This is a genomic window from Kitasatospora sp. NPDC056138 (genome assembly GCF_042264695.1).
Taxonomy (GTDB): Bacteria; Actinomycetota; Actinomycetes; order Streptomycetales; family Streptomycetaceae; genus Kitasatospora.
This window is the reverse complement of record NZ_JBHJVK010000078.1, coordinates 19,107-38,542: the sequence shown is the minus strand read 5'-3', so window position 1 is coordinate 38,542 and position 19,436 is coordinate 19,107. Positions and strand designations below refer to the sequence as shown.

The 19,436-nt window shown below is 72.9% G+C and carries 16 protein-coding genes; 5 read left to right on the top strand and 11 right to left on the bottom strand.

Features of this window, described 5'->3' with window-relative positions; all coding sequences use genetic code 11:
- The first annotated feature begins 264 nt into the window (after positions 1 to 264).
- Entirely contained in the window at positions 265 to 1,461 is a 1,197-nt protein-coding gene (locus ACFC1R_RS32925; RefSeq protein WP_375944967.1) for an FAD-dependent oxidoreductase, read from the top strand.
- A gap of 79 nt (positions 1,462 to 1,540) precedes the next feature.
- Here the strand turns inward: ACFC1R_RS32925 and ACFC1R_RS32920 are convergent, their stop codons facing one another.
- The 5 genes from ACFC1R_RS32920 to ACFC1R_RS32900 all read right to left on the bottom strand — a co-directional run bounded on the left by ACFC1R_RS32920 (position 1,541) and on the right by ACFC1R_RS32900 (position 5,418).
- Positions 1,541 to 1,900, bottom strand: coding sequence for a nuclear transport factor 2 family protein (locus tag ACFC1R_RS32920; RefSeq protein WP_375944965.1), 360 nt, complete (start codon positions 1,898 to 1,900; stop codon positions 1,541 to 1,543).
- Between the two features lie 169 nt (positions 1,901 to 2,069).
- A complete protein-coding gene (locus tag ACFC1R_RS32915; RefSeq protein WP_375944963.1) occupies positions 2,070 to 2,516 on the bottom strand; it encodes a nitroreductase family deazaflavin-dependent oxidoreductase in 447 nt (148 codons plus the stop codon).
- 185 nt (positions 2,517 to 2,701) lie between these two features.
- On the bottom strand, positions 2,702 to 3,109 hold the full coding sequence (locus ACFC1R_RS32910) for a DUF3224 domain-containing protein (protein ID WP_375944961.1): 408 nt from the start codon (positions 3,107 to 3,109) through the stop codon (positions 2,702 to 2,704).
- Between the two features lie 320 nt (positions 3,110 to 3,429).
- On the bottom strand, positions 3,430 to 4,176 hold the full coding sequence (locus ACFC1R_RS32905) for an alpha/beta hydrolase (protein WP_375944959.1): 747 nt from the start codon (positions 4,174 to 4,176) through the stop codon (positions 3,430 to 3,432).
- Positions 4,177 to 4,497: 321 nt separating this feature from the next.
- Positions 4,498 to 5,418: a hypothetical protein gene (locus tag ACFC1R_RS32900; RefSeq protein ID WP_375944957.1), complete on the bottom strand. Its 921-nt coding sequence runs from the start codon at positions 5,416 to 5,418 to the stop codon at positions 4,498 to 4,500.
- A gap of 553 nt (positions 5,419 to 5,971) precedes the next feature.
- Between ACFC1R_RS32900 and ACFC1R_RS32895 the strand changes: the two genes are divergently transcribed.
- Entirely contained in the window at positions 5,972 to 7,198 is a 1,227-nt protein-coding gene (locus ACFC1R_RS32895; protein ID WP_375944971.1) for a cytochrome P450, read from the top strand.
- A gap of 49 nt (positions 7,199 to 7,247) precedes the next feature.
- Here the strand turns inward: ACFC1R_RS32895 and ACFC1R_RS32890 are convergent, their stop codons facing one another.
- Positions 7,248 to 7,736, bottom strand: coding sequence for a GNAT family N-acetyltransferase (locus tag ACFC1R_RS32890; RefSeq protein ID WP_375944955.1), 489 nt, complete (start codon positions 7,734 to 7,736; stop codon positions 7,248 to 7,250).
- Between the two features lie 394 nt (positions 7,737 to 8,130).
- Between ACFC1R_RS32890 and ACFC1R_RS32885 the strand changes: the two genes are divergently transcribed.
- Positions 8,131 to 9,966, top strand: coding sequence for a gamma-glutamyltransferase family protein (locus ACFC1R_RS32885; protein ID WP_375944953.1), 1,836 nt, complete (start codon positions 8,131 to 8,133; stop codon positions 9,964 to 9,966).
- Positions 9,967 to 10,339: 373 nt separating this feature from the next.
- Positions 10,340 to 12,277 (top strand): bifunctional metallophosphatase/5'-nucleotidase, encoded by a 1,938-nt coding sequence (locus ACFC1R_RS32880; RefSeq protein ID WP_375944951.1) that lies wholly within the window; start codon positions 10,340 to 10,342, stop codon positions 12,275 to 12,277.
- 166 nt (positions 12,278 to 12,443) lie between these two features.
- Here ACFC1R_RS32880 and ACFC1R_RS32875 read toward each other — a convergent pair whose 3' ends face one another.
- Positions 12,444 to 13,538, bottom strand: coding sequence for a hypothetical protein (locus tag ACFC1R_RS32875; protein ID WP_375944949.1), 1,095 nt, complete (start codon positions 13,536 to 13,538; stop codon positions 12,444 to 12,446).
- 101 nt (positions 13,539 to 13,639) lie between these two features.
- Between ACFC1R_RS32875 and ACFC1R_RS32870 the strand changes: the two genes are divergently transcribed.
- A complete protein-coding gene (locus tag ACFC1R_RS32870) occupies positions 13,640 to 14,404 on the top strand; it encodes a MerR family transcriptional regulator (protein WP_375944947.1) in 765 nt (254 codons plus the stop codon).
- Positions 14,405 to 14,507: 103 nt separating this feature from the next.
- Here the strand turns inward: ACFC1R_RS32870 and ACFC1R_RS32865 are convergent, their stop codons facing one another.
- From ACFC1R_RS32865 to ACFC1R_RS32850, 4 genes are all read right to left on the bottom strand, one after another.
- Positions 14,508 to 14,792, bottom strand: coding sequence for a hypothetical protein (locus ACFC1R_RS32865; RefSeq protein WP_375944945.1), 285 nt, complete (start codon positions 14,790 to 14,792; stop codon positions 14,508 to 14,510).
- A 19-nt stretch (positions 14,793 to 14,811) separates the two neighbouring features.
- Positions 14,812 to 16,938 carry an NAD-dependent DNA ligase LigA gene (ligA, locus tag ACFC1R_RS32860; protein ID WP_375944969.1) on the bottom strand — a complete coding sequence of 709 codons (2,127 nt, stop codon included), beginning with the start codon at positions 16,936 to 16,938 and terminating at the stop codon, positions 14,812 to 14,814.
- A gap of 484 nt (positions 16,939 to 17,422) precedes the next feature.
- On the bottom strand, positions 17,423 to 18,079 hold the full coding sequence (locus tag ACFC1R_RS32855) for a hypothetical protein (protein ID WP_375944943.1): 657 nt from the start codon (positions 18,077 to 18,079) through the stop codon (positions 17,423 to 17,425).
- Entirely contained in the window at positions 18,076 to 19,092 is a 1,017-nt protein-coding gene (locus ACFC1R_RS32850; protein ID WP_375944941.1) for an ATP-binding cassette domain-containing protein, read from the bottom strand. The genes ACFC1R_RS32855 and ACFC1R_RS32850 overlap by 4 nt, the downstream gene beginning before the upstream one ends.
- Positions 19,093 to 19,436: the final 344 nt, after the last annotated feature.

Here is a 19,436-nt window from a genome sequence, read left to right as displayed (position 1 = left end):
CCCCGACGGCAAAATCATCTGGGCCGAACAACTCCTCCCCCCACCCCAGACCAACACCCCCGACTAACCCCCACAACCAACCCACACCACCCCCCGGACAACCAGCGCACCGGGACCAGGGCGCGAAACCCGGGAGACGTGGGCTCGTCCAGGGGAGAGATCCGGCCACGCACACCCGTCCCGTCGAAACCTCCGGCAGCTCGGCGCTAGGGTCGGCACGGGACGCCGTCGGCAGCCGGCGCGGTACGGGGAAGGGGACCGGAGTTGGCACAGATCATGGTCATCGGCGGCGGCATCGCCGGAACGGCAGCCGCGCTGGCACTCCACAAGGCGGGATTCGACGTCACCGTGCACGAGGCGCATCCGGACGCCGGCGCCGACATCGGGGCCTTCCTCACCCTGGCGAGCAACGGCATGCGCGCCCTCGCGCAGCTCGACGCGGCCGCGCTGATCGCCGGCCTCGGCTTCCCGGTCACCGGCATGACCGTCACCGACGAGGCCGGGGCCCGGCTGGCGGCCATGCCGCTGGGCGAGCACGACCACCCGCTGACCCGCTACCGCTGCCTGCGGCGTGCCGACCTGGGCACGGCGCTCCAGGACGAGGTCCGCCGCCGGGGGATCCCGATCCGGCACGGGGCGCGGCTCACCGCCGTCACGGAGAGCGCGACGGCTGCCACCGCGGTGTTCGCGGACGGCAGCTCGGCGACCGGCGACCTGATCGTGGGTGCGGACGGCCTGCACTCGACCGTGCGCTCACAGCTCGATCCGGCGGCACCCGGGCCCGAGTACGCGGGCCAGAGCGTCTTCTACGGGTACACCACCGACGCCGCTCCGCCCCAGGGCGATCCGGACCGCATCATCATGATCCGTGGCAGTGGCGCGGCGTTCGGCTACCTGGTCTCCCCGGCCGGGGAGACCTTCTGGTTCGCGCGCGTGCCCGGCCCGGCGGTGAGCGCCGAGGAGATCGCCACCACGACGCCCGGACAGTGGCGGGACCGGCTGGTGCCGATCCTGCGTCCCGACCGCACACCCGCCGCGGACATCGTCGCGGCGATGTCCGACAGCCTCATGGTGACCAACGCCCTGCACCTGAGCCCCGGCATCCGCTGGCACGGCCGGCGCACCGTGCTCATCGGCGACGCCGCGCACGCGGCCTCACCCGCGACCGGCCAGGGCGCCTCGATGGCGCTCGAGGACGCCGTGGTGCTGGCCAAGGCGCTGCGCGACGCGGACACGCCCGCCGCGGCACTGGACTGCTACGAACGGCACCGCAGGCCCCGCGTCGAACTCAACATCGCGACCAGTGCCCAGCTCACCGCGAGCCGGAGCACGGACCGTCCGCCCGGCGCCGACGGCCCGCAGCGGCGGGACTCGGAGCGCCCCGCACCGCGCGTGGACGAGGAACTGTTGCGACTCCTGGACTGGGACACCCCGCTGCCGGGGACGTGCCAGGGCGCGTAGTCCCGGACGCGGGTGCGGGTGTGGCTGCGGGCGCCGACGCGGGTGCGCCGCGGGCCGGCGGCGGTCGGAGGGCCGGGTCTCAGACCTCGGGTCCGTAGGCGCCGAAGCCCCGGCAGACCAGCGCCGCACGGAACGTCAGCACCTCCGCGACGGCCTGGCCGCGTTCGTTGCGGTAGTTGATGACCAGGGTGTCGACGGAGGCCCGGACGTCCTCGACCGTGAAGTGGAGGTCGGGCAGCAGTCGCAGGGCCTTGCTCCAGTACGCGCGCAGGGCGTCCTTGCCGCGCGCCTCGCCCGACGGGTCGCCGAGCAGCTGGAGGATCCTGGGCGAGGCGAAGACGACGTCCTCGGTGTAGTGGGCCAGGACGCGCTCCAGATCGTGGGAGTTCCAGGCGGCGGCCCACTCCTCGGTGAAGTGCTGTGCGAAGGCGAGATCCATGCCCCGGAACGCTAGCAGCACCGGGCCGACGGCGGCGGCCCCGTCCGGGTCGCGGACGCGGGCGCGCCGGGCGCTGCCCGCCGAACCGGTCGTACCGGGCGGGCCGCCGCCGGGAGTTCGGGCTCTGCCGGCCGTTCGGGCTCTGCCGGGAGTGCGCCGGGTCGCGGGTTCAGTGTCCGCCGGGTGCCGGCTCCAGGACGAAGACGGGGATCGCCCGGTCCGTCTTCTCCTGGTACTGGGCGTAGTCCGGGTACGCCTCGACCGCGCGCGCCCACCACAGTCGCTTCTCGCCCTCGCCGACCTCACGGGCCGTCATGTCCCGGTGCTCCGGACCGTCCTGGAGCTCCACCCGGGGATCGGCGACGACGTTGTGGTACCAGACCGGATGCCTGGGGGCGCCGCCCATCGAGGCGACGACCGCGTAGGTCCCCTCGTGCTCGACCCGCATCAGCGGGGTCTTGCGGATCTTGCCGCTCCTCGCGCCCAGCGTCGTGAGGATGACAACCGGCATGCCGCGCAGGGTCGTTCCCTCGGTACCACCGGAGGACTCGTACAGTTCGACCTGCTCGCGCACCCAACGCTCCGGACTCGGCTCGTACTCACCCTGAAGAGGCATGCTGTCCCGTCCCATCGTCGATGTCCCGAACCCCGCCGGCCACCACCGGCGGTCGGATCCGATGCCCACCATGATTCACCACCGGGGCCGGGACGGCGGGCATTCGAACCCCCGGTGTCCGGATGTCGATGCCATCGGTGCGACGGCACGCCCTGGGTGACGGCACGTCTCGGGTGCGGAAGCGGTCAGCCGATCTCGAAGTCGAACCAGATCCGGTGCGTGCCGTCGGCGTCCACCGCGATTCCGCCGGTACCGGAGATGCCGGCCAGTTCCCCCGTGCCGCTCCCGGGGACGACGGTGAAGAACTCGGCGGTCCGGTCGCCGCCGGAAGTCGTGGCCGAGTGCGCGAAGTTGAAGGCACCGTCACGGCCGAGCAGCGAGCCTTCGAAGGACTCCATCGCCAGATAGGTGCCGGTGCCGGTCGACTGGTCGAACGCGGCGGTGAACAGGGTCGCGGAACGGCCGAGGACGTCGCCCTCGAAGTGCTTCTCCATCGTGGCGACACCCACCGGAGTGCCGGTGGGAACGGCCGGATCCGGCGCAACTCCGGTCGGGACGAAGGATTTGACGGTGAAGGTTCCGGTGGCTCTCATGGAGCGATCGTATCGGTGCCGCCCGGAGTCGGTCGGTCCCCCGGGGACGGCCACCGGCACCGCCGGCCGGACCGCAGGGCACGGTGCACACCGTGCCCTGCGGCGTCCTGCGGCGAAGCGCTCCTGCGATGCGGAGCACCTACCGGACGGCGAGTGGCCGTACGCCTCGGAGTACTGCGCGTCCGAGCGGCAGAACGAGCCGCCGGTCAGACAACTTCCGTTTCTGGCACCGGATTTGCCCGCCCAGGTGGACCGTCGGCTTCCCAGTCGGTACGCGGCCCCCGGTCACCACCTCCGGCCGCGACCGGCGAAGCGACCGCTCAACCGAGGTGTCGGGCGAAGAACCGGACCGCGCTGTCGGCCTCGAACCGGGGCAGCTCCTTGTGCTTGCCCGAGTTCACGTGCAACGACTTCTCCTTCGAGGCGAAGGCGTCGAACAGTGCGAGACCGGCCTCGCGCGGGATGTGCTCGTCGTCCCACTGCATGTCGAACTCGACCGGGATGGTGATCTGCTTCGCCTTCTCGGCCAGGCAGTCGGGCCAGTGCTGACCGAAGACCGCGGCGGTGATCCTGGGTTCGACCGCCACGAACGGTACACCGATCGCGGTGCCCATGTTGATGCCCCAGAAGCCGACCGGCCCGTCGGCGCCGATCTCCGGGAGTTCCTGGAGGGCGTCCAGGGTCGCCCGGTACTCGGGCACGGCGATCTCCGCCAGGTGGGCGTTGTAGCGGACCACGATCGGGCCTTCCGGCTCGCCCGCCGCCCTCGCCCGGAACAGCTCGGCGATCTCCGCCTCGTCGTGCGCCGTGCGCGGCCGGTCACCGTGACCGGGCGCGTCGATGACGGCGACGTGGAAACCGCGGTCGGCCACGAGGCGCTGGGCGCGGCCGGACATCGCCGGGTGCTTCTTGTGGTTGCCGCCGCCGTGGGCCATCAGGACCAGGGGTGCGCGATCGGCTGCGCCGGAGGCCCGCGACCAGAGGACGCCGGGGACGCCGCCGACGGTGAAGTCGCGCTCGACCATGCCGTTCGACGACGACTCGGCGGTGAACTGCAGGGAGTACATGGGTTGTTGCCCTTCGGGAGTGCCTTGTTGTCGAGGCGCTCCCGGCGGCGTCTACGTCAGTCGCCGACCGTGACATGGAGAGGGAGCACCCACATCGATACTGCGTTCACGGGTCTCACCTCCTCCGGTGGTGTCGCGGTCGACCGGAAAACTACCAGCCCGGTGATCGTCCTGCCCAGCCCTTTTCCCCGGTCAGTCGATCATCCCGCTGCGGCCGTCGGCCGGAGGGCCCAGGACGTCTGCCTGGCCCCTCCGGCTGTCGTACCGACGGCGACCGGTGCCGTCCTGCCGCTCACCGTCGGCTCACCGGCCGGTGGCCCGTCACTTGAGGTCGACGACCTGGTGCATGCCGAGGGCCGCGTGCGGAAGGCCCGTCTTCTCGTCGGGGACCAGGTCGAGCACCGCGTACCGGCCCGGCTGCAGGCCGTGGGCCTGGATCGAGGCGCTGCGGTCCGGCGAGAAGGCGCCGAGCCCGGTGGGAGGCCCGGTGAACGGGGACGCCGCCTTCCGTCCGGCCGCAACCGCGTCGAGGTACTTCTGCACCTGCGCGTCGGTGGTGCCCGGGGCGACCGGCCGCAGCCGCGTCTCGTGGATCTGGGACGAGCCGTTGTGCACCAGGTAGGCCAGGTGCACGTGGTCCAGGTCGTCGGTCTGGAAGCGCGGGCCGTCCGACGTGGCCCGGTGGATCACGATGCCGTGCGGATAGCGGGCCTGGTTGGCGCTCATGCCGTTCGTGCCGGCCAACTCCAGGGTCCTGACGACCGGGTGGGCGGGGTCGGCCCGGAAGGCGGTGAGGTCCAGCAGGTAGACGCTCCCGGGGTCGACCTCCTCGGTGAACTGCTCGTGGACCTGCGGCGTGACCATCGCACCGCCCAGCGCCTCGGCCTCACCGTGGACGGCCCGCATCCCGGCGGCCGCGGTGCCCCGCACACGGCTGACCGATCTGGCCAGGTCGTGCAGCACCCGGTCGATCGACACACCGGCGTGCGGGCGCAGCAGCTGGAGCTGGCGGCCGGCCGGATCATCGGTCTTGACCCGGAAGCTGACCAGGCCTCCGAGGTGCTTCTGCGGAGCGGTGATACCGGCCTTGTCCACGTGGATCTCGATCGGGTGCTCCTCGGGCGACTCGGCGCTCGCGGTACCCGCCGTGCCGACGGTCGTGGCGAGGGCGAGGGCGGCGACTGCCGCCACCCGCGCGGTGCGGCCGAGCCGACGGCCGCGGTCGAGCAGGTGCTGTGACATGAAGATCCTTTCATCGGGGTGGACTCCGCCGCGAAGGATCCCCAGCCGCTCGCACGGTGCAGCGGTTTGGCGAAGATGCGAACCGATCGGGCTAACGCCCGGGCCGCCGGCTCCTCCCGCCGGGACTGTTCCGCCGCACCGGCGGCCGACAGCCGGCCGGGGGTGGGGGCGGACGAGGGCGGGGCGTGGCGGGGCCGGGCCGGGGTTCAGGCGGGGCCGAGGGCAGGGCGGGGGTTCAGGCGGGGCCGGGACCCGACAAGTCCCGTTCTCCGCAGCGTGGTTGCCCGGCGGGGCGGGACGGCCTGCCCGGCTGCGGGGTGGATACGTTCCGCCGTACTGACGTACCGTCATGGGCACGGTTCGGCTGTCGAGCAGGAGGAACGTCTTGGCCCCGGGAGTCCCGCACGCAGCGCCCCTGCCGTCCGCCGACCCGTCGCCCGGCTCGGTCCCCGTTCGCGAGGAGCCCGGCGACGGCCGCGGCCCGGGCCCGGGAAGTCCGCCGCCGGAGCTCGACGCCTCGGTCGTCGAGCAGTGGAGCTCCTCCGGCGGGCAGTTGGTCGACCTGCTCGGCCGGGTCGGCGCACTCGGCGGGGTCGGCGCCTTCCGGCTCGGCTCGCGCCGAACGGTGCTGGTCACCGGAGCGCAGGCGGTCCAGCACGTCCTCGCCCAGCACCCGGAGCGGTACGTCAAGCGCTCGCACCGCGCCCGGATGCTGGTCGGCGACGGGGTGCTCTCCGCGTCCGGCGAGCAGTGGAAGCAGCAACGCCGCCTGTTGCAGGCCCAGTTCACCGGGCCGGGGATCCGCCGCTTCGAACAGCGGATCGCCGGTGCCGCGCAGCGTGCCGCCGACCGCTGGGCCGAGTGCGCCCGTACCGGACGGCCCACCGACGTCGGCGAGGACATGCGCTTCTACGCCCTGGACAGCATCTGGCGCTCCCTCACCGGCCACCCTCTCGACGAGGCCACCCACCGTGAGCTCGGCGCCATCGAGACGGTCGTGGCCGCCCTTCCGACCACGCCCACCGCGCCCGGCGCCGGACCGACCGCCCCAGAGACGGCGGTGGCCGAGGACCTCGCCCGGATCGACGCCGTCGCCGAGCACGCGATCGCGGCCGCCCGCCGGGGACCCGCCGGTCCGGACGGTCCGGGCCTGCTGCACGTCCTGCTGGACGCCTCGGCGGACCGCCCCGAGTACACCGACCGGCTGATCCGCGACGAACTGGTCACCCTGCTGGTCGCCGGGCACGAGACCACCGCGAAGACGCTGGCCTGGCTGTATCTGCTGCTCGACCGCAACCCCCGGTTCCAGGACTGGGCCCTGAACGCCGGGGCGTCGGGCTCCCCCGCTCGCAGGGACGCCGTCCAGGCCCTGGTCGGCGAGACCCTGCGGCTCTATCCGGCGGCATGGCTGCTGCCCCGTCACGCCGTCGAGGACGACGTCCTGACCGGCTACCGGATCGAGGCGGGCACCGACCTGTTCGTCTGCCCGTACCTGACCCACCGTGATCCGCGGCTGTGGCCGGACCCGGAGCGGTTCGACCCCGAGCGGTTCACCGTCGCGGGCCGCCGTCCGGCCGTGCCCGGCGCGTACTACCCGTTCGGGATCGGCGCCCGCGCCTGTCTCGGTCTGCAGTTCGCCATGCGCGAGATGACGGTCCTGCTCGAACTCCTGCTGCCCGCCTTCACTCCCGCCTTCCGGGCCGCCCCGACCGGGGCCGTCCTCGGCTTCATCGTCCGCCCCGACGGTCCCATGCCCGCCGTCATCGGGGCCCGCCGCTGAGGCCGCCGTCGGGCGGCGGAGCTGCTCGCGGGGCGGGCGGCCCCGGGGTTCAGAGCGCGCAGTGCATGATGTGCAGTCCCACGTAGCCCATCGTCGGGTGGCGGAAGCCCTCCGGGAGGGTGCCGAGCACCTCGAAGCCGAGCGATCGGTAGAGCTTCACCGCGTGCACGTTGCTCTCCACGACGGCGTTGAACTGCATGGCCCGGAAGCCCGCCGCCCGCGCCCACGCCAGCGTGTACTCGCACAGCGCCCGGCCCACGCCCTGCCCCGAGTGCGCCGGATCGACCATGTAGCTGGCACTCGCGATGTGTGAGCCGTTCCCCATGTGGTTGCGGTTCATCTTCGCCGTGCCCAGGACGGTACCGGCCTCGTCCACGGCGACGACCGTGCGGTTCGGCGCCGTCAGGAGCCACCAGTCCCGGCCCTGCTCCTCACCGAGGTCGACCGGATAGGTGAAGGTCTCCCCCGCCGTGACGATGCGGTGGAAGAACGGCCAGATGGCGGGCCAGTCCTGCGAGTCGGCTTCCCTGATCAGCATGCGGACAGGATGCCGGTGCGGCCGCGGGAGCTGCCACGGGATTTCCGGTGGCCGCGGCCGGGAGCCACGCCGTCGGCTGTCCACCAGGGCCACGCGGCCTTCACCATGACCGGCTGCGGTTGCCCGGGCGTACGGCCCATGGACAACCGCCGCCCCACCGATAGGCTGCGGCTGTGTTCGGGCACCACGGCACGGCGATGACCCGGGTGCTCCCTCCTCCCGTCGGGATGCTCCGCGTTGCGGACTGGCGGGCGCCGCGCATGCCCTGGACACGGCACGGCACGGCAGGCCCGGCAGGGCCCGGCACGGCACGGCACAGCACTGCACGGCAGCCGGCGGAACTCCGCGAACCGCTCCCGCCGGCCCCGGACGTCCGCAACCCCCTAGGAGTGATGTGTTCACCACCCGACCGACCCTGCAGGGCACCTTCGGCATGGCGGCCTCCACGCACTGGCTCGCCTCGTCCTCGGCGATGGCGGTGCTGGAGGACGGCGGCAACGCCTTCGATGCGGCAGTGGCCGCCGGGTTCACCCTGCAGGTCGTCGAGCCGCACCTGAACGGACCGGCCGGGGAGGTGCCGATCGTGCTGGCGCCGGCCGGCGGGCGGCCGCAGGTGCTGTGCGGGCAGGGCGGGGCTCCTCGAGGTGCGACCGTGGAGCACTACACCTCGCTCGGCCTGGACGCGGTGCCCGGCACCGGCCCGCTGGCCGCCGCCGTCCCCGGTGCCTTCGACGCCTGGCTGTTGCTGCTGCGCGACCACGGGACCAGGCGGCTGCGGGAGGTCCTGAAGTACGCCATCGGCTATGCCGAGCAGGGGCACCCCGCGGTGCCCGGAGTGGGGGCGGCGGTCCGGGCGGTACGGGGGATGTTCGAGACCGAGTGGCGGAGTTCCGCCGCCCTGTACCTGCCGGACGGCAACGCCCCCGCGCCCGGGGCGCTGCTGCGCAACCCCGCTCTCGCCGCCACCTGGCGCCGGCTGCTGGCGGAGGCCGAGGCCGCAGGCGGCGGACGCGAGGCGCAGATCGACGCGGCCCGGCGGGTGTGGCGCTCCGGGTTCGTCGCCGAGGCGCTGGCCGCCTTCGCAGCCAGGCCCACGATGGACAGTTCGGGCGAGCGGCACCGGGGCGTCCTGGCCGCCGAGGACCTCGCCGGTTTCGAGGCCGGCTACGAGGAGCCGGCCAGTTACGAGTGGAACGGCTGGACGGTGTGCAAGCCAGGGCTGTGGAGCCAGGGGCCGGTGTTCCTGCAGCAACTCGCCCTGCTGCCGGAAACGTTCGCACAGGGCACCCCGGAGTACGGCAGCCCGGACTACCTGCACACCCTGATCGAGGGCAGCAAGCTCGCGATGGCCGACCGGGAGGCCTGGTACGGCGACGGCTCGGACGTCACGGTGGCCGAACTGCTGGACGACGCGTACTCCGGGCGGCGGCGCGCCCTGGTCACCGAGCGGGCCTCGGCCGAACTGCGGCCCGGCCGGCCCGGCGGTCGGCTGCCCCGGTTGAGCAAGCACGCCCAGCATGCGCAGCAGGCCGCCCTGGCGGCGGCCCGGGAGGCAGACGGGGGCGAGGTGCCGAGCGGGCGGGCACTGGGGGTGGGCGAGCCGACCGTGGCGTCCGACGGCTCGACCCGCGGCGACACCTGTCACCTCGACGTGGTCGACCGCTGGGGCAACATGGTCTCCGCCACCCCGAGCGGCGGTTGGCTGCAGTCCAATCCCGTGGTCCCCACGCTGGGCTTCCCGCTCGGGACCCGCCTGCAGATGGCCCGGCTGGAGCCGGGTCTGCCCGACTCCCTTGCCCCCGGCCGCCGTCCGCGCACCACGCTGACGCCCTCGCTCGCGCTGCGCGGCGGCGAGCCGGTGCTGGCCTTCGGCACCCCCGGCGGCGACTCGCAGGACCAGTGGAACCTGCACTTCTTCCTCGCCGTCGCGCTGCGCGAGCCGGTCCGCGGCGGACTCGACCTCCAGGGCGCGATCGACGCTCCGAACTGGCACCACGACAGCTTTCCGTCCTCGTTCCACCCGCGGGCCGTGCACCCGGCCCGGGTCACGGTCGAGTCGCGGTTCGACGGGCAGGTGATCGCCGAACTGCGCCGCCGTGGGCACCGGGTGGAGGTCGCCGGTCCGTGGTCCGAGGGACGGCTGAGCGCGGTGGCCCGTGACCCGCAGAGCGGCATCCTGTCGGCGGGAGCCAACCCGCGCGGCATGCAGGGCTACGCGGTCGGGCGGTAGGGAGACCGAGCGGCACAGTGGTAGGGCAGCGCAGCGGTAGGGCGGCGCAGCGGCGGGACGGTACGCGGCCGGGTCGTGTGTCCGGACGGGCCTCCGGACGGGCCTCCGGACGGGCCTCCGGACGGCCTCGGGGATGTGACATCACGCATGCCAACTCCGCTCTTCCAAAGGCGAGTTGATCATCCAGCCTGGCCCGGGCCTCCGAGCGGTGCGCGACTGACGCCGGATGGACATTGAATGTTCATGCCGTCCGAATTCCGGTCGCAGTCCGCGGTGCGGCAGTCTGACCGCTGAGGGACCACGACCGGGCGGCCCCGGTCTCCCGTCGTGCGTCCCGCAGACTGTCACGGACATCCGCAGGAGAGTGAAGCCAGTGCGAGAGATCGGACGACGGGCCTTCATCACCAGCGCAGGAGCCATCGCCACCGTCGCCGCCACGGGCATCCCGGCCTTCGCCGACGACCACGCCCGAGACGCCGCCACGGCCGACGAATACGTGGACGTACAACTACTCAACATCACCGACCTGCACGGCTATCTGCAGTCGGCACCGGACGAGAGCGCGGTCATCACCGGAGCCGCCGGCCGGAAGTACACCGTCGGCGGGGCGGCCTACCTGGCCGCCCACCTGAACCGGCTCCGGGCCGGGCGCAGGAACTCCCTCTTCTTCGCTCCCGGAGACCTCTTCTCCGGCTGGGAGTTCGACGCGGCGGCCTTCGCCGACGAGCCGACCATCGAGGTGCTCAACCGGATGGGGCTGAAGTTCGCCTCCGCCGGCAACCACGAATTCGACAAGTCACCGGCGTTCCTCTCCCAGCACATGGAGCAGGGCGTCCCGTTCCCCCGTGCCGGCTGGGACGACTCCTTCCAGGACTCGGGCGGACACCGGTTCCACGGCGCCGACTTCCGCTACTACAGCGCCAACATGGTCTGGAAGGCGTCCAACCGTACGGTCCTGCCGCCCTACAACATCGAGTGGGTGGACGCCGGGCAGGGCCGCAGGATCCCGATCGGGTTCATCCATCTGACCGCGATCGGCACCGAGTCCTTCCCCGCCTCCTTCCAGCCCGCGCTGGCCTCCCTCGACGAGGTCGAGAGCGCCAACCGCTGTGCGGCCGAGCTCAAGTCACGCGGTGTCAACGCGATCGTGCTGAGCATGCACGACGGCGCGGTCGCCGGCAGCGACTTCAACAGCGGCAGCAACCCCTCGGGGCCCGCCTACGACCTGGCGCTGCGCGTCTCGCCCGACATCGACGCGATCGTCACCGGACACTGGCACTGCGCCTTCAACATGATGGTCCCCGATCCGAACGGTGTGCCGCGCCCGTTCGTGGAGGCCGGCTGCCACGGCCAGCTGATCAACGAGATCAGCCTGCGGCTCGACCCCGCGACCGGCAGGGTGGTCCGCGCCCTGACCACTTCCACCAACCATCCCAACACCCGGGACGTGGCACCGGATCCGGAGCTCAAGAAGGTGGTGGACTACTGGGCCGGTTACGCCGACCGGCGCGCGAAGACCGCCGTTGCCAAGCAGACCGCCTCCTTCACCCGGCAGCTCAACGGAGCGGGCGAGAGCACCCTCGGCGACCTGGTGGCCGACTGGGCGTACTGGGCCGGGCGGCAGCCGCAGGAACCGATGAACGACGGCAACGCCTACCCCGCCGCCCCTGCGGACCTGGCCGTGATCGCCGTCGCGCCGCGCCTCGGCCAGTGCATCATCGGCGGAGACCTCGGCTACGACACCCGGTCGGGCGGAACGGTCACCTTCGGGCAGGTGTTCAACGCCGTCGGCTACGGTGACGCGATCATCACCGTCACCGTCACCGGCGCGCAGATCCACCACGCGCTGGAGCAGCAGTGGACCGACGCCGGCGGCGGCAGGCTGCAGTTCGCACCGCTGGCCGTCTCGCAGAACGTCCGCTACAGCTTCGACGCCACCGGCGCGGCCGGCCACCGGGTCGACCCCCGCGACGTCCTGATCGACGGTACGCCGCTGGACGAGGCCCGCTCCTACCGGATCGCGATGCCGGCCTACACCCTGATCGGCGCGGACGGGTACCCGGCCTTCACCGGCTACACCCAACCGTTCCGGCACACCAGGGACTTCGAGTCCTTCGTCGAATACGTGAAGTCCCGCAAACGCCTCACCCCGGGCCCGCTGAACCGGGTTTCGGTCAAGAACGCCACCGCGCACGGTGCTCGGACCGGCGAGTTCGCCGCACCACCGGCCCTGCACGCGGGTGCCGGTGCCACGCGGCGCGCCGAGGCCGCCTCGCAGCCGATCATCGGCGGGTTCCGCATCCCCTGCTGAACCACCTCGACGACACCCCGGCCGGACCGGCGGGCGCCCGGCAGAGGCATCCGGCGCAGCTGCCCGCTGGTACGGGCGGCGTGCGGGCACGGGCCGGGCACGGGCCGGGCCCGTGCACGGATGCGGATCGAGTACAGGTGCAGGTACGGGTACAGGTGGAGGCCGGTCAGGGGGACGTACGTGGCTGGGCCCGGCCGGCCTTCTTCGCGGCGATGCCCCGGGCCAGGTCGAACGCCGCGACCGGGTCCTTCTCCTGGATCCACGGCTCCGCGCCGCACCACGGCCCGAGTAGCCGGAACTGCTCCAGCGCCGCGTCGTACCGGCCGGCCCGGCCCAGCAGGTGGGCCAGCAGATGCCTCAGCTGGGGCAGCCGCTCGTCCCCGGCCGGGACCTGGTCCAGCGACCGGGCGACGTCCGCCAGCAGCTTCCCGGCCTTGCCCGAGGACGGGACGGCCGAGCGGGGAGAGCGCGTGGTGAGCTCGTACAGCGCGTGCAGGTACATCCCGGCGAGCGGGCTGCCGGCCGGTGCCGAGCGCACGGCGCGCTCGGCGAACTCCAGCATCAGCCGGTCCGAGCCGGACCACTCGGCGCTCCAGTACTGCAGCGCCTGCCGGTGGCCCGCGTAGTGGTGGGGGGCGCGCTCGACGAGCCCCTCCCACAGGGCGCGGAACTGCTCCGGGGAGTACCGCAGTCCACGGGCAGCGGTGATCATGACGACCCACGGGCCGGGGTCCGCCGGGGCCAGCTCGGACGCCTCCCGCGCCGCCGCCATCGCGGCGGGCAGCAGTTCGCCGAAGCGCGCCGTCCGCTCGGCCGGGACCTCGTGCGCCTCGCCGGTGCCGCGGGCCTCCCAGGCTCGGTGCAACAGGTGCCTGGCGTGCAGGGTGGCGGCGTCGCAGTCCGCCGGCCGGGCCGCCCGCCAGTCCACCAGCCAGGCATCCTCGCTCCGGGCGATCTCCTGCAGCAGCTCCAGTCGGGTCCAGCGCTCGTCCCAGTCCTGGCCCGCGGCCTCCAGGTAGGCGGCCGCCGGACGCCAGTCGCCCTCCCAGGCCGCGTCCGCGATGGCCTGCATCTGCTGGTACTGCTGGAGCGGGATGGCCGGACCCGCACGGCGGGCGTCGAGCCGGTCGCGCGGTACGAGCCCGTACTCGGCCGGGTCGAACCGGTCGCGTGCCCAGTCCATGAGCCGGGCGCGGCCGAGGCGACGGCCGATCAGCCAGGCGAGGAGGGCGGCCGGCAGAACGGTGAGGATGATCGTCACGGCGAAGATCATTCCCGACCACGGCGGCACGGGCAAACAGTCCGGACCGGCCGGGCTCGGGGGCTTGAACCTCACGCGACGTCAGGGGTCATCGTTGTGGCATGAGCTTCGAACAGACGTGGAAGGTCGGGGCGCTCGCCGAGGCGAGCGGACTGACGGTACGCACCCTGCACCACTGGGACCGGATCCACCTCCTCGGCCCGTCGCGGCGCACGGCCGCAGGGCACCGCGAGTACGACGAGCAGGACGTGATCCGCCTCTACCAGGTACTCGCGCTGCGCCGGCTCGGTCTGGGGCTGGAGAGCATAGCCGTCTGCCTGGACGCCGGGGTCGACCCCGTCCGGCTGGTGGGCGAACACCTGGCGCGCGTCGAGGAGTCCATGGCCGCGCTGGACGGGCTGCGCCTGCGCCTCAGCCACGTCCACGACGAGCTGACCGCCGAACGCGCACCCGAGACGGCCACCCTGATCGGCGTGCTCCGAGCGATGCGCGGGGCGGGTCCGGCAGGCGAACAGGCACTGCGGCGCCACCTCGACGAGGACCAGCTCCGGACCCTGCAGGACCGGGCGGCGGCCCTTGGGCCGGCAGCGCACTACCTACTGGAGGTCGAGTGGCCCGAGCTGTACCGCAGGGCCGAGGCACTGCGGACCTCCGGGGTGGACCCGAGCGCGCCGCAGGTGCGGAAGCTGGTCCAGCGCATGGACGAGCTGAGTTCGCTGTTCACCGGGGGCGACACCACGCTCTCCGCCTCGGTACGTGCCGCCTGGCGGCACGAGCCGGCCGCGATGTCCGGCGACCCCTCGGCACCGGCCGACGCCTGGCAGGACCTGACCGCGTACCTCGACCGTGCCCGCTCGGCCACCTGACCGCTCGGTCACGCACCCGCCCGGCCACCTGCCCCCTCGTCACAGTCCTTCGTCGTCACGGCTGCTGGTCCGTTCCACCCACCTGTACGGGAGTGTCCGCATGTCACACCGGCTCCACCTCCACCTCCACCTCGCGGTGTCCACCGGGCTGCCCACCCTGCTGGCCGCCCTGGTCGTCCTCGTGCCGCTCGCCGTCGGCCGCCTGCTGCCGTGGACCGTACTGCCTGCGGTGGCCCTGGCCCTCGCCGTGCGGATCCTGGTCGCCTTCCTCCGGCTGGAGCGCACCATGGCCGAAGCGCCGCTCAAGCCCGGAGACGGCGCCGGACGAGAAGTGGGCCGGGGGGTGATCGCGGGCCGGCAGCGGCGGCGGGTGCCGAGGCCGGCTCAAGGCCCCAGGGCATCAGGCCTCAGGGCATCAGGTCGGCGACGAGGTCGGCGAACTCCTCCGGGGTGAGGATCCGGACGCCGAGCTCCTCTGCCTTGGCGCGCTTGGACCCGGCCTTCTCTCCCGCGACCAGGAGGGTGGTGCGCTTGGAGACCGACGAGGAGGCCTTGCCGCCGGCTCGCTCGATCAGTTCGTTCATCTCGTTGCGGGAGAGCACGGCCAGCGGACCGGTCATGCTGCCGGTGACCACCACGGCCTCTCCGGCGAGCGGGGCAGCAGCCTGGACGACCGCCCCTTCCGTGCCGCTCGTGCCGCTCGTGACTGCCGCTGCGGTGGTCACGGGAGGGGTCGTCACGGCGATGCCGACGCCTCGGGCGGCGAGCCGGTCGAGGACGGGGGCGAGCTCGGCGAGCTCCGCGACGATCACCGTGGCCTTCTCCGCACCGATGCCGTCCACCTCGGCCAGCGCCTGCGCGTCGGCCGCCCGGATCGCGGCCATGCTGCCGAAGTGCGCGGCGATCCGGCGCGACATCGCACGGCCGGTGCCCCGGACACCGAGGGCGCAGAACACCCGGTTCAGCGGTCTGCTCCGCGCCGTCTCGATGGCGGCGAGCAGGTTGTCGGCACTGGTGTCGCCCATCCGGTCGAGGGCGAGCAGCTGATCCCTGGTCAGGGTGAAGAGGTCCGCGAGGTCGTTGACCAGACCGGCCTCGACGAGCTGGACCGCGCGCGTGCCGCCGAGCCCCTCGACGTCGAGCTGGTCCCGGCCGACGGCGTAGCGGACGGAGGCGACGGCCTGGCAGCCACGGCCCCGGACACACCGCCAGCGCTGCTGCGAGGTGTCGATCCCGTCGCCGCACCGGGGGCAGACCTCGGGGAAGACGATCGGCTGCTCGGCACCGGTACGCTGCTCGACCAGCGGCGCCTCCACCCGCGGGATCACGTCACCGGCGCGGTGGACGAACACCTGGTCACCGATCAGCAGGCCACGACGGGTGATGTCGGCCGGGTTGTGCAGGGTCGCGTACGTCACGGTGACCCCGTCGACCACCACCGGCTCCAGGACCGCGCGCGGGGCGATCACACCGGTGCGCCCGACGTTCCACTCCACGGCGAGCAGCCGGGTGACCTTGTGGACGGCCGGGAGCTTGTACGCGACCGCCCAGCGCGGCGCCCGCGAACCGGAGCCCGCCCGCTCCTGGTCGGCGGCGGAGTCGGCCTTGACGACGATCCCGTCGATCCCGAACGGCAGCGAGGCGCGCAGGGCGGCGATCTCCTCGATCCGAGTCAGGACCTGCGACAGCTCCTCGCGGTGGACGGGGTGGGCCGGGGTGCCGGCCGCGGTGTTGGCGCCGAGCCGGGCGAGCCGGGCGAGCAGTTCGCTGTGGTCGAGGCGGCCCAGGTCGGCAGCGCGGTGCTCGGCCTGCTCGCCCGGCTCGGCGCTCTCGACGTCGTGGGCAGCGTCGTGGGCCCCGTAGGCGAAGAACGTCAGCTCGACGCGGTAGGGGCGGTCCTTGGCACGCAGCGTGCCGGCGGCGCCGTTGCGCGGGTTCGCGAAGGCGGTCGCACCGTGCTCGATGCGGATCCGGTTGGCCTGCTCGAACTGCTCCTGGGTGAGCAGGACTTCGCCGCGCAGCTCGATGTCCACCGGTTCGGCGAGGACGGCGGGCAGCCCCAGCACGGCGTCGGCGGCATGCGTGATGTCCTCGCCCGCGAGCCCGTCGCCCCGGGTGATCAACCGGACCAGCCGACCCTCGCGGTAGCGGGCGGCGACGGCCAGGCCGTCCAGCTTGGGCTCCACGCACCAGCCGCGCACCGGCTGCCCGATCCGACGCTCCAGCCCGGCGGCCCAGGCCGTCAACTCCTCGGCGGAGAAGACGTTGTCCAGGCTGAGCATCGGCACCGAGTGCGGCACGTCCCCGATCACCGCGCCTCCGGCGACCTTGCCGGTGGGCGAATCAGGCAGCGTGGCGTCGGGGTGCGCGAGCTCGTACGCCTCGATCGCACGGACCAGCGCGTCGTACTCGTCGTCGCCGAGCGGCGTGGTGCCGTCGGAGTAGTAGGCCGCGGCCGCCTCGACGGCGGAGGTGACGGCATCGGCATAGGCGGCGGGGCAGGCCAGAACGGCTGTTTCCTTCATGCCGGTCATCATTGCGGTCGGCACTGACAGATCAGCAGTTCACCAGCCTGCCGCCCGGCTGCTGCGGCACAGGTCGGCTCGTCACAGCGGGCGGGGGTCCGTGTTCGTCCGGCGATGATTGGTGAATACTGGTCCGATGGTTGCTGAAGGTCCACCGCCCGGTGATGCGCACTCCGTCGAAACGGCCGGCCACGTCCTGCCGGCGCAGCGGAAGGCGGGCCTGGGCCGCAGGCTTGCCCCCTACGCCCGGTTCACCGTATCGGTGGCCGCGCTGATCGCCGACCTCCTGGGCATCGGCGAACGGAAGAGGTCGCGACGCAGGTCGTCGGAAGGCGCCGACTGAGGCAGGACGGCCCGGGGCAGAGCGGACCTGGCCGCAATGCCTGGACCAGGCATGGACCAGGCATGGACCGGGAGTGGACCGGGAGGTGCACCGGGCGGCCGCGTCCTGCTCGTCGGCGGCGTGGCAGATGGGCGCCGGAGAGCCGCCCGGCTACTCCCTGCGGGTGGTGAGGTACTGGGTGATCCACGCGGAGGCGGCGAGGAGGCCGAGGGCGGACGCCAGCATGCCCGCCGCCGGGGCCAGCAGGTCGGCGGAGTCGGGCGAGGTCGCCATCAGCCGGAGGAGCCGGTTGACGGGCGGCGCTCCCTGGGTGAAGAGGGCGGCCATGACCAGCGCCAGCGCCGCCACGAGGGCGTGGCCCCCGCGCCGGAAGACCAGGCGCGAGCAGGGCAGGCCGATGGCGATTCCCGTGCAGGCACAGGTGAGTTGGGCCACCGTGCCGAGCAGGAGGTCAGCCGGTCCGACCTGGTACGAGCCCATCCAGAGCGGGAAGAGCAGGCCGAGGACCAGCAGGGCCAGGCAGCTGATCAGGACCGTGACGATCGAGCCGGCCAGCACCTTGGCCGACCTGCCGGTGCTGACCACCACGATCGCCCGCTGCGCCGGACTGTCGAGGCTGATCAACGCGACGGTCAGCCAGGTCGAGGCGACGAACAGCGCGCCTGCGGAGGAGGCGTACGCAGGTGGGAGCGGGCCGCTGCCGTTGACGGTCAGGACTCCCATCAGACCGGTGAACAGCAGGAGCGGCGCCAGATACCGCTGGGTGTGCAGCACGACGGCGAACGAGTAGCGGATCAGCGCGATCACCGGGAACTCCTTTCCGCTGCGGCGTCCGTGACGTCGTGATCGAGGCCGTCACGGCTCCGGTGATCACCGCTCGTGTCCTCTCGGCGCCCGTCCTCACTGCTCCGGCTCTCGCTGCTCCGGTTCACACTGCTCCGGTCGTCACGGGTCACGGCCACCACCGACCAACCGTTCTGCAGTGCGTTCAGCAGCAGCGAGTCGGCGCGGCCCCGGTCGACCCGGACGACGAGGCCGGCCCCGCTCCCCTCGACCGACCGCACGCCACCGGCCCCGTCCAGCCAGGCGCGGTCCGGGCTGCCGCCGTCCGGATGGGAGCTGTACGGGTGCGCGCCGTCCGGGTGCGCGTCGTCCGGGTGGGTGAGGACGATCTCGGTCACCGGCCGGTGCTCGCCCTGCGCCTGCGGCGGCCGGAGCACGACCCCGCCGCTCCCGACGGTGTAGGTGCGAGAGGGCAGCACCCGGGCGACCGACTCCCGGTGGTCGGTGAAGACCACCGAGCCGCCACTGCGGGCCACTTCGGACATGATCTCGGCGAGGACACCGTGCGCCGAGGAGTCCAGTCCCGACCACGGTTCGTCGAGCACCAGCAACTCCGGTTCCACCAGCACGGCTTGGGCCAGGGCCACCTTCTGGGCGTTTCCTTTGGACAGGGTGTGCAGCCGGGCCTCCTTGCCGCCGACCAGCGAGAGCCGGTCCAACAGGTGGTGTGCCCTGGTCGCCGCCGTCACCGTCGTGAGACCCCGGACGCGGCCCATGTGCGTCAGGTAGGCCACGGCGGACATCCGCCCGTTGGGGACGAACCGGTCGGGGACGTAACCGATCAGCCGGGGTCGCCCGGAGATCACCCCGCGCGTCGGTCTGGAAATTCCGACCAGCATCCGCAGCAGCGTCGACTTACCCGACCCGTTGCCGCCGGCGAACGCCGTGATCTCTCCACCGGGGATCTCCGCATGGACGTTCCTGACGATCCACTCCCCCCGGCCGTAGCGCTTGCCCACCGCTTCCAGTCGCAGCACACCCACTCCCCACCCCGTCGGGTCGACTGACGATGCACCGCCTTCGTCGTACGCGCCGTACGCGGCCCCTCGGAACCCCTGCGGACCGGCGGACCGGCGGACCGGCCATTGGACCGACCGGCGGTCACAACTGCCACTGCTCAACGGGTTTCTGACAGCAGCGGTACATCGGCGTCCACAGTACGCCGTGCCCGCCCGGCGACGGCCTCCGGGCAGGTCACACCGCCCGAGGGGTCGTCGTTGCCGGGCAGGGCCAGGAACCGCGGACGGCTCCGGTGCCCTGACGGGCCGGGGCCCACGGCCCCACCCCCTCCCTCCTGCGCTGCCGCGCCGCTGCGCCCCGG

Excerpts from the sequence above, each read along its gene's own strand:
- ACFC1R_RS32920 (WP_375944965.1), bottom strand. The coding sequence starts at position 1,900 with ATGGATCTCGCCTTCGCACAGCACTTCACCGAGGAGTGGGCCGCCGCC.
- ACFC1R_RS32915 (WP_375944963.1), bottom strand. The coding sequence starts at position 2,516 with ATGCCTCTTCAGGGTGAGTACGAGCCGAGTCCGGAGCGTTGGGTGCGC.
- ACFC1R_RS32910 (WP_375944961.1), bottom strand. The coding sequence starts at position 3,109 with ATGAGAGCCACCGGAACCTTCACCGTCAAATCCTTCGTCCCGACCGGA.
- ACFC1R_RS32905 (WP_375944959.1), bottom strand. The coding sequence starts at position 4,176 with ATGTACTCCCTGCAGTTCACCGCCGAGTCGTCGTCGAACGGCATGGTC.
- ACFC1R_RS32900 (WP_375944957.1), bottom strand. The coding sequence starts at position 5,418 with ATGTCACAGCACCTGCTCGACCGCGGCCGTCGGCTCGGCCGCACCGCG.
- ACFC1R_RS32890 (WP_375944955.1), bottom strand. The coding sequence starts at position 7,736 with ATGCTGATCAGGGAAGCCGACTCGCAGGACTGGCCCGCCATCTGGCCG.
- ACFC1R_RS32870 (WP_375944947.1), top strand. The coding sequence starts at position 13,640 with ATGAGCTTCGAACAGACGTGGAAGGTCGGGGCGCTCGCCGAGGCGAGC.
- ligA (WP_375944969.1), bottom strand. The coding sequence starts at position 16,938 with ATGACCGGCATGAAGGAAACAGCCGTTCTGGCCTGCCCCGCCGCCTAT.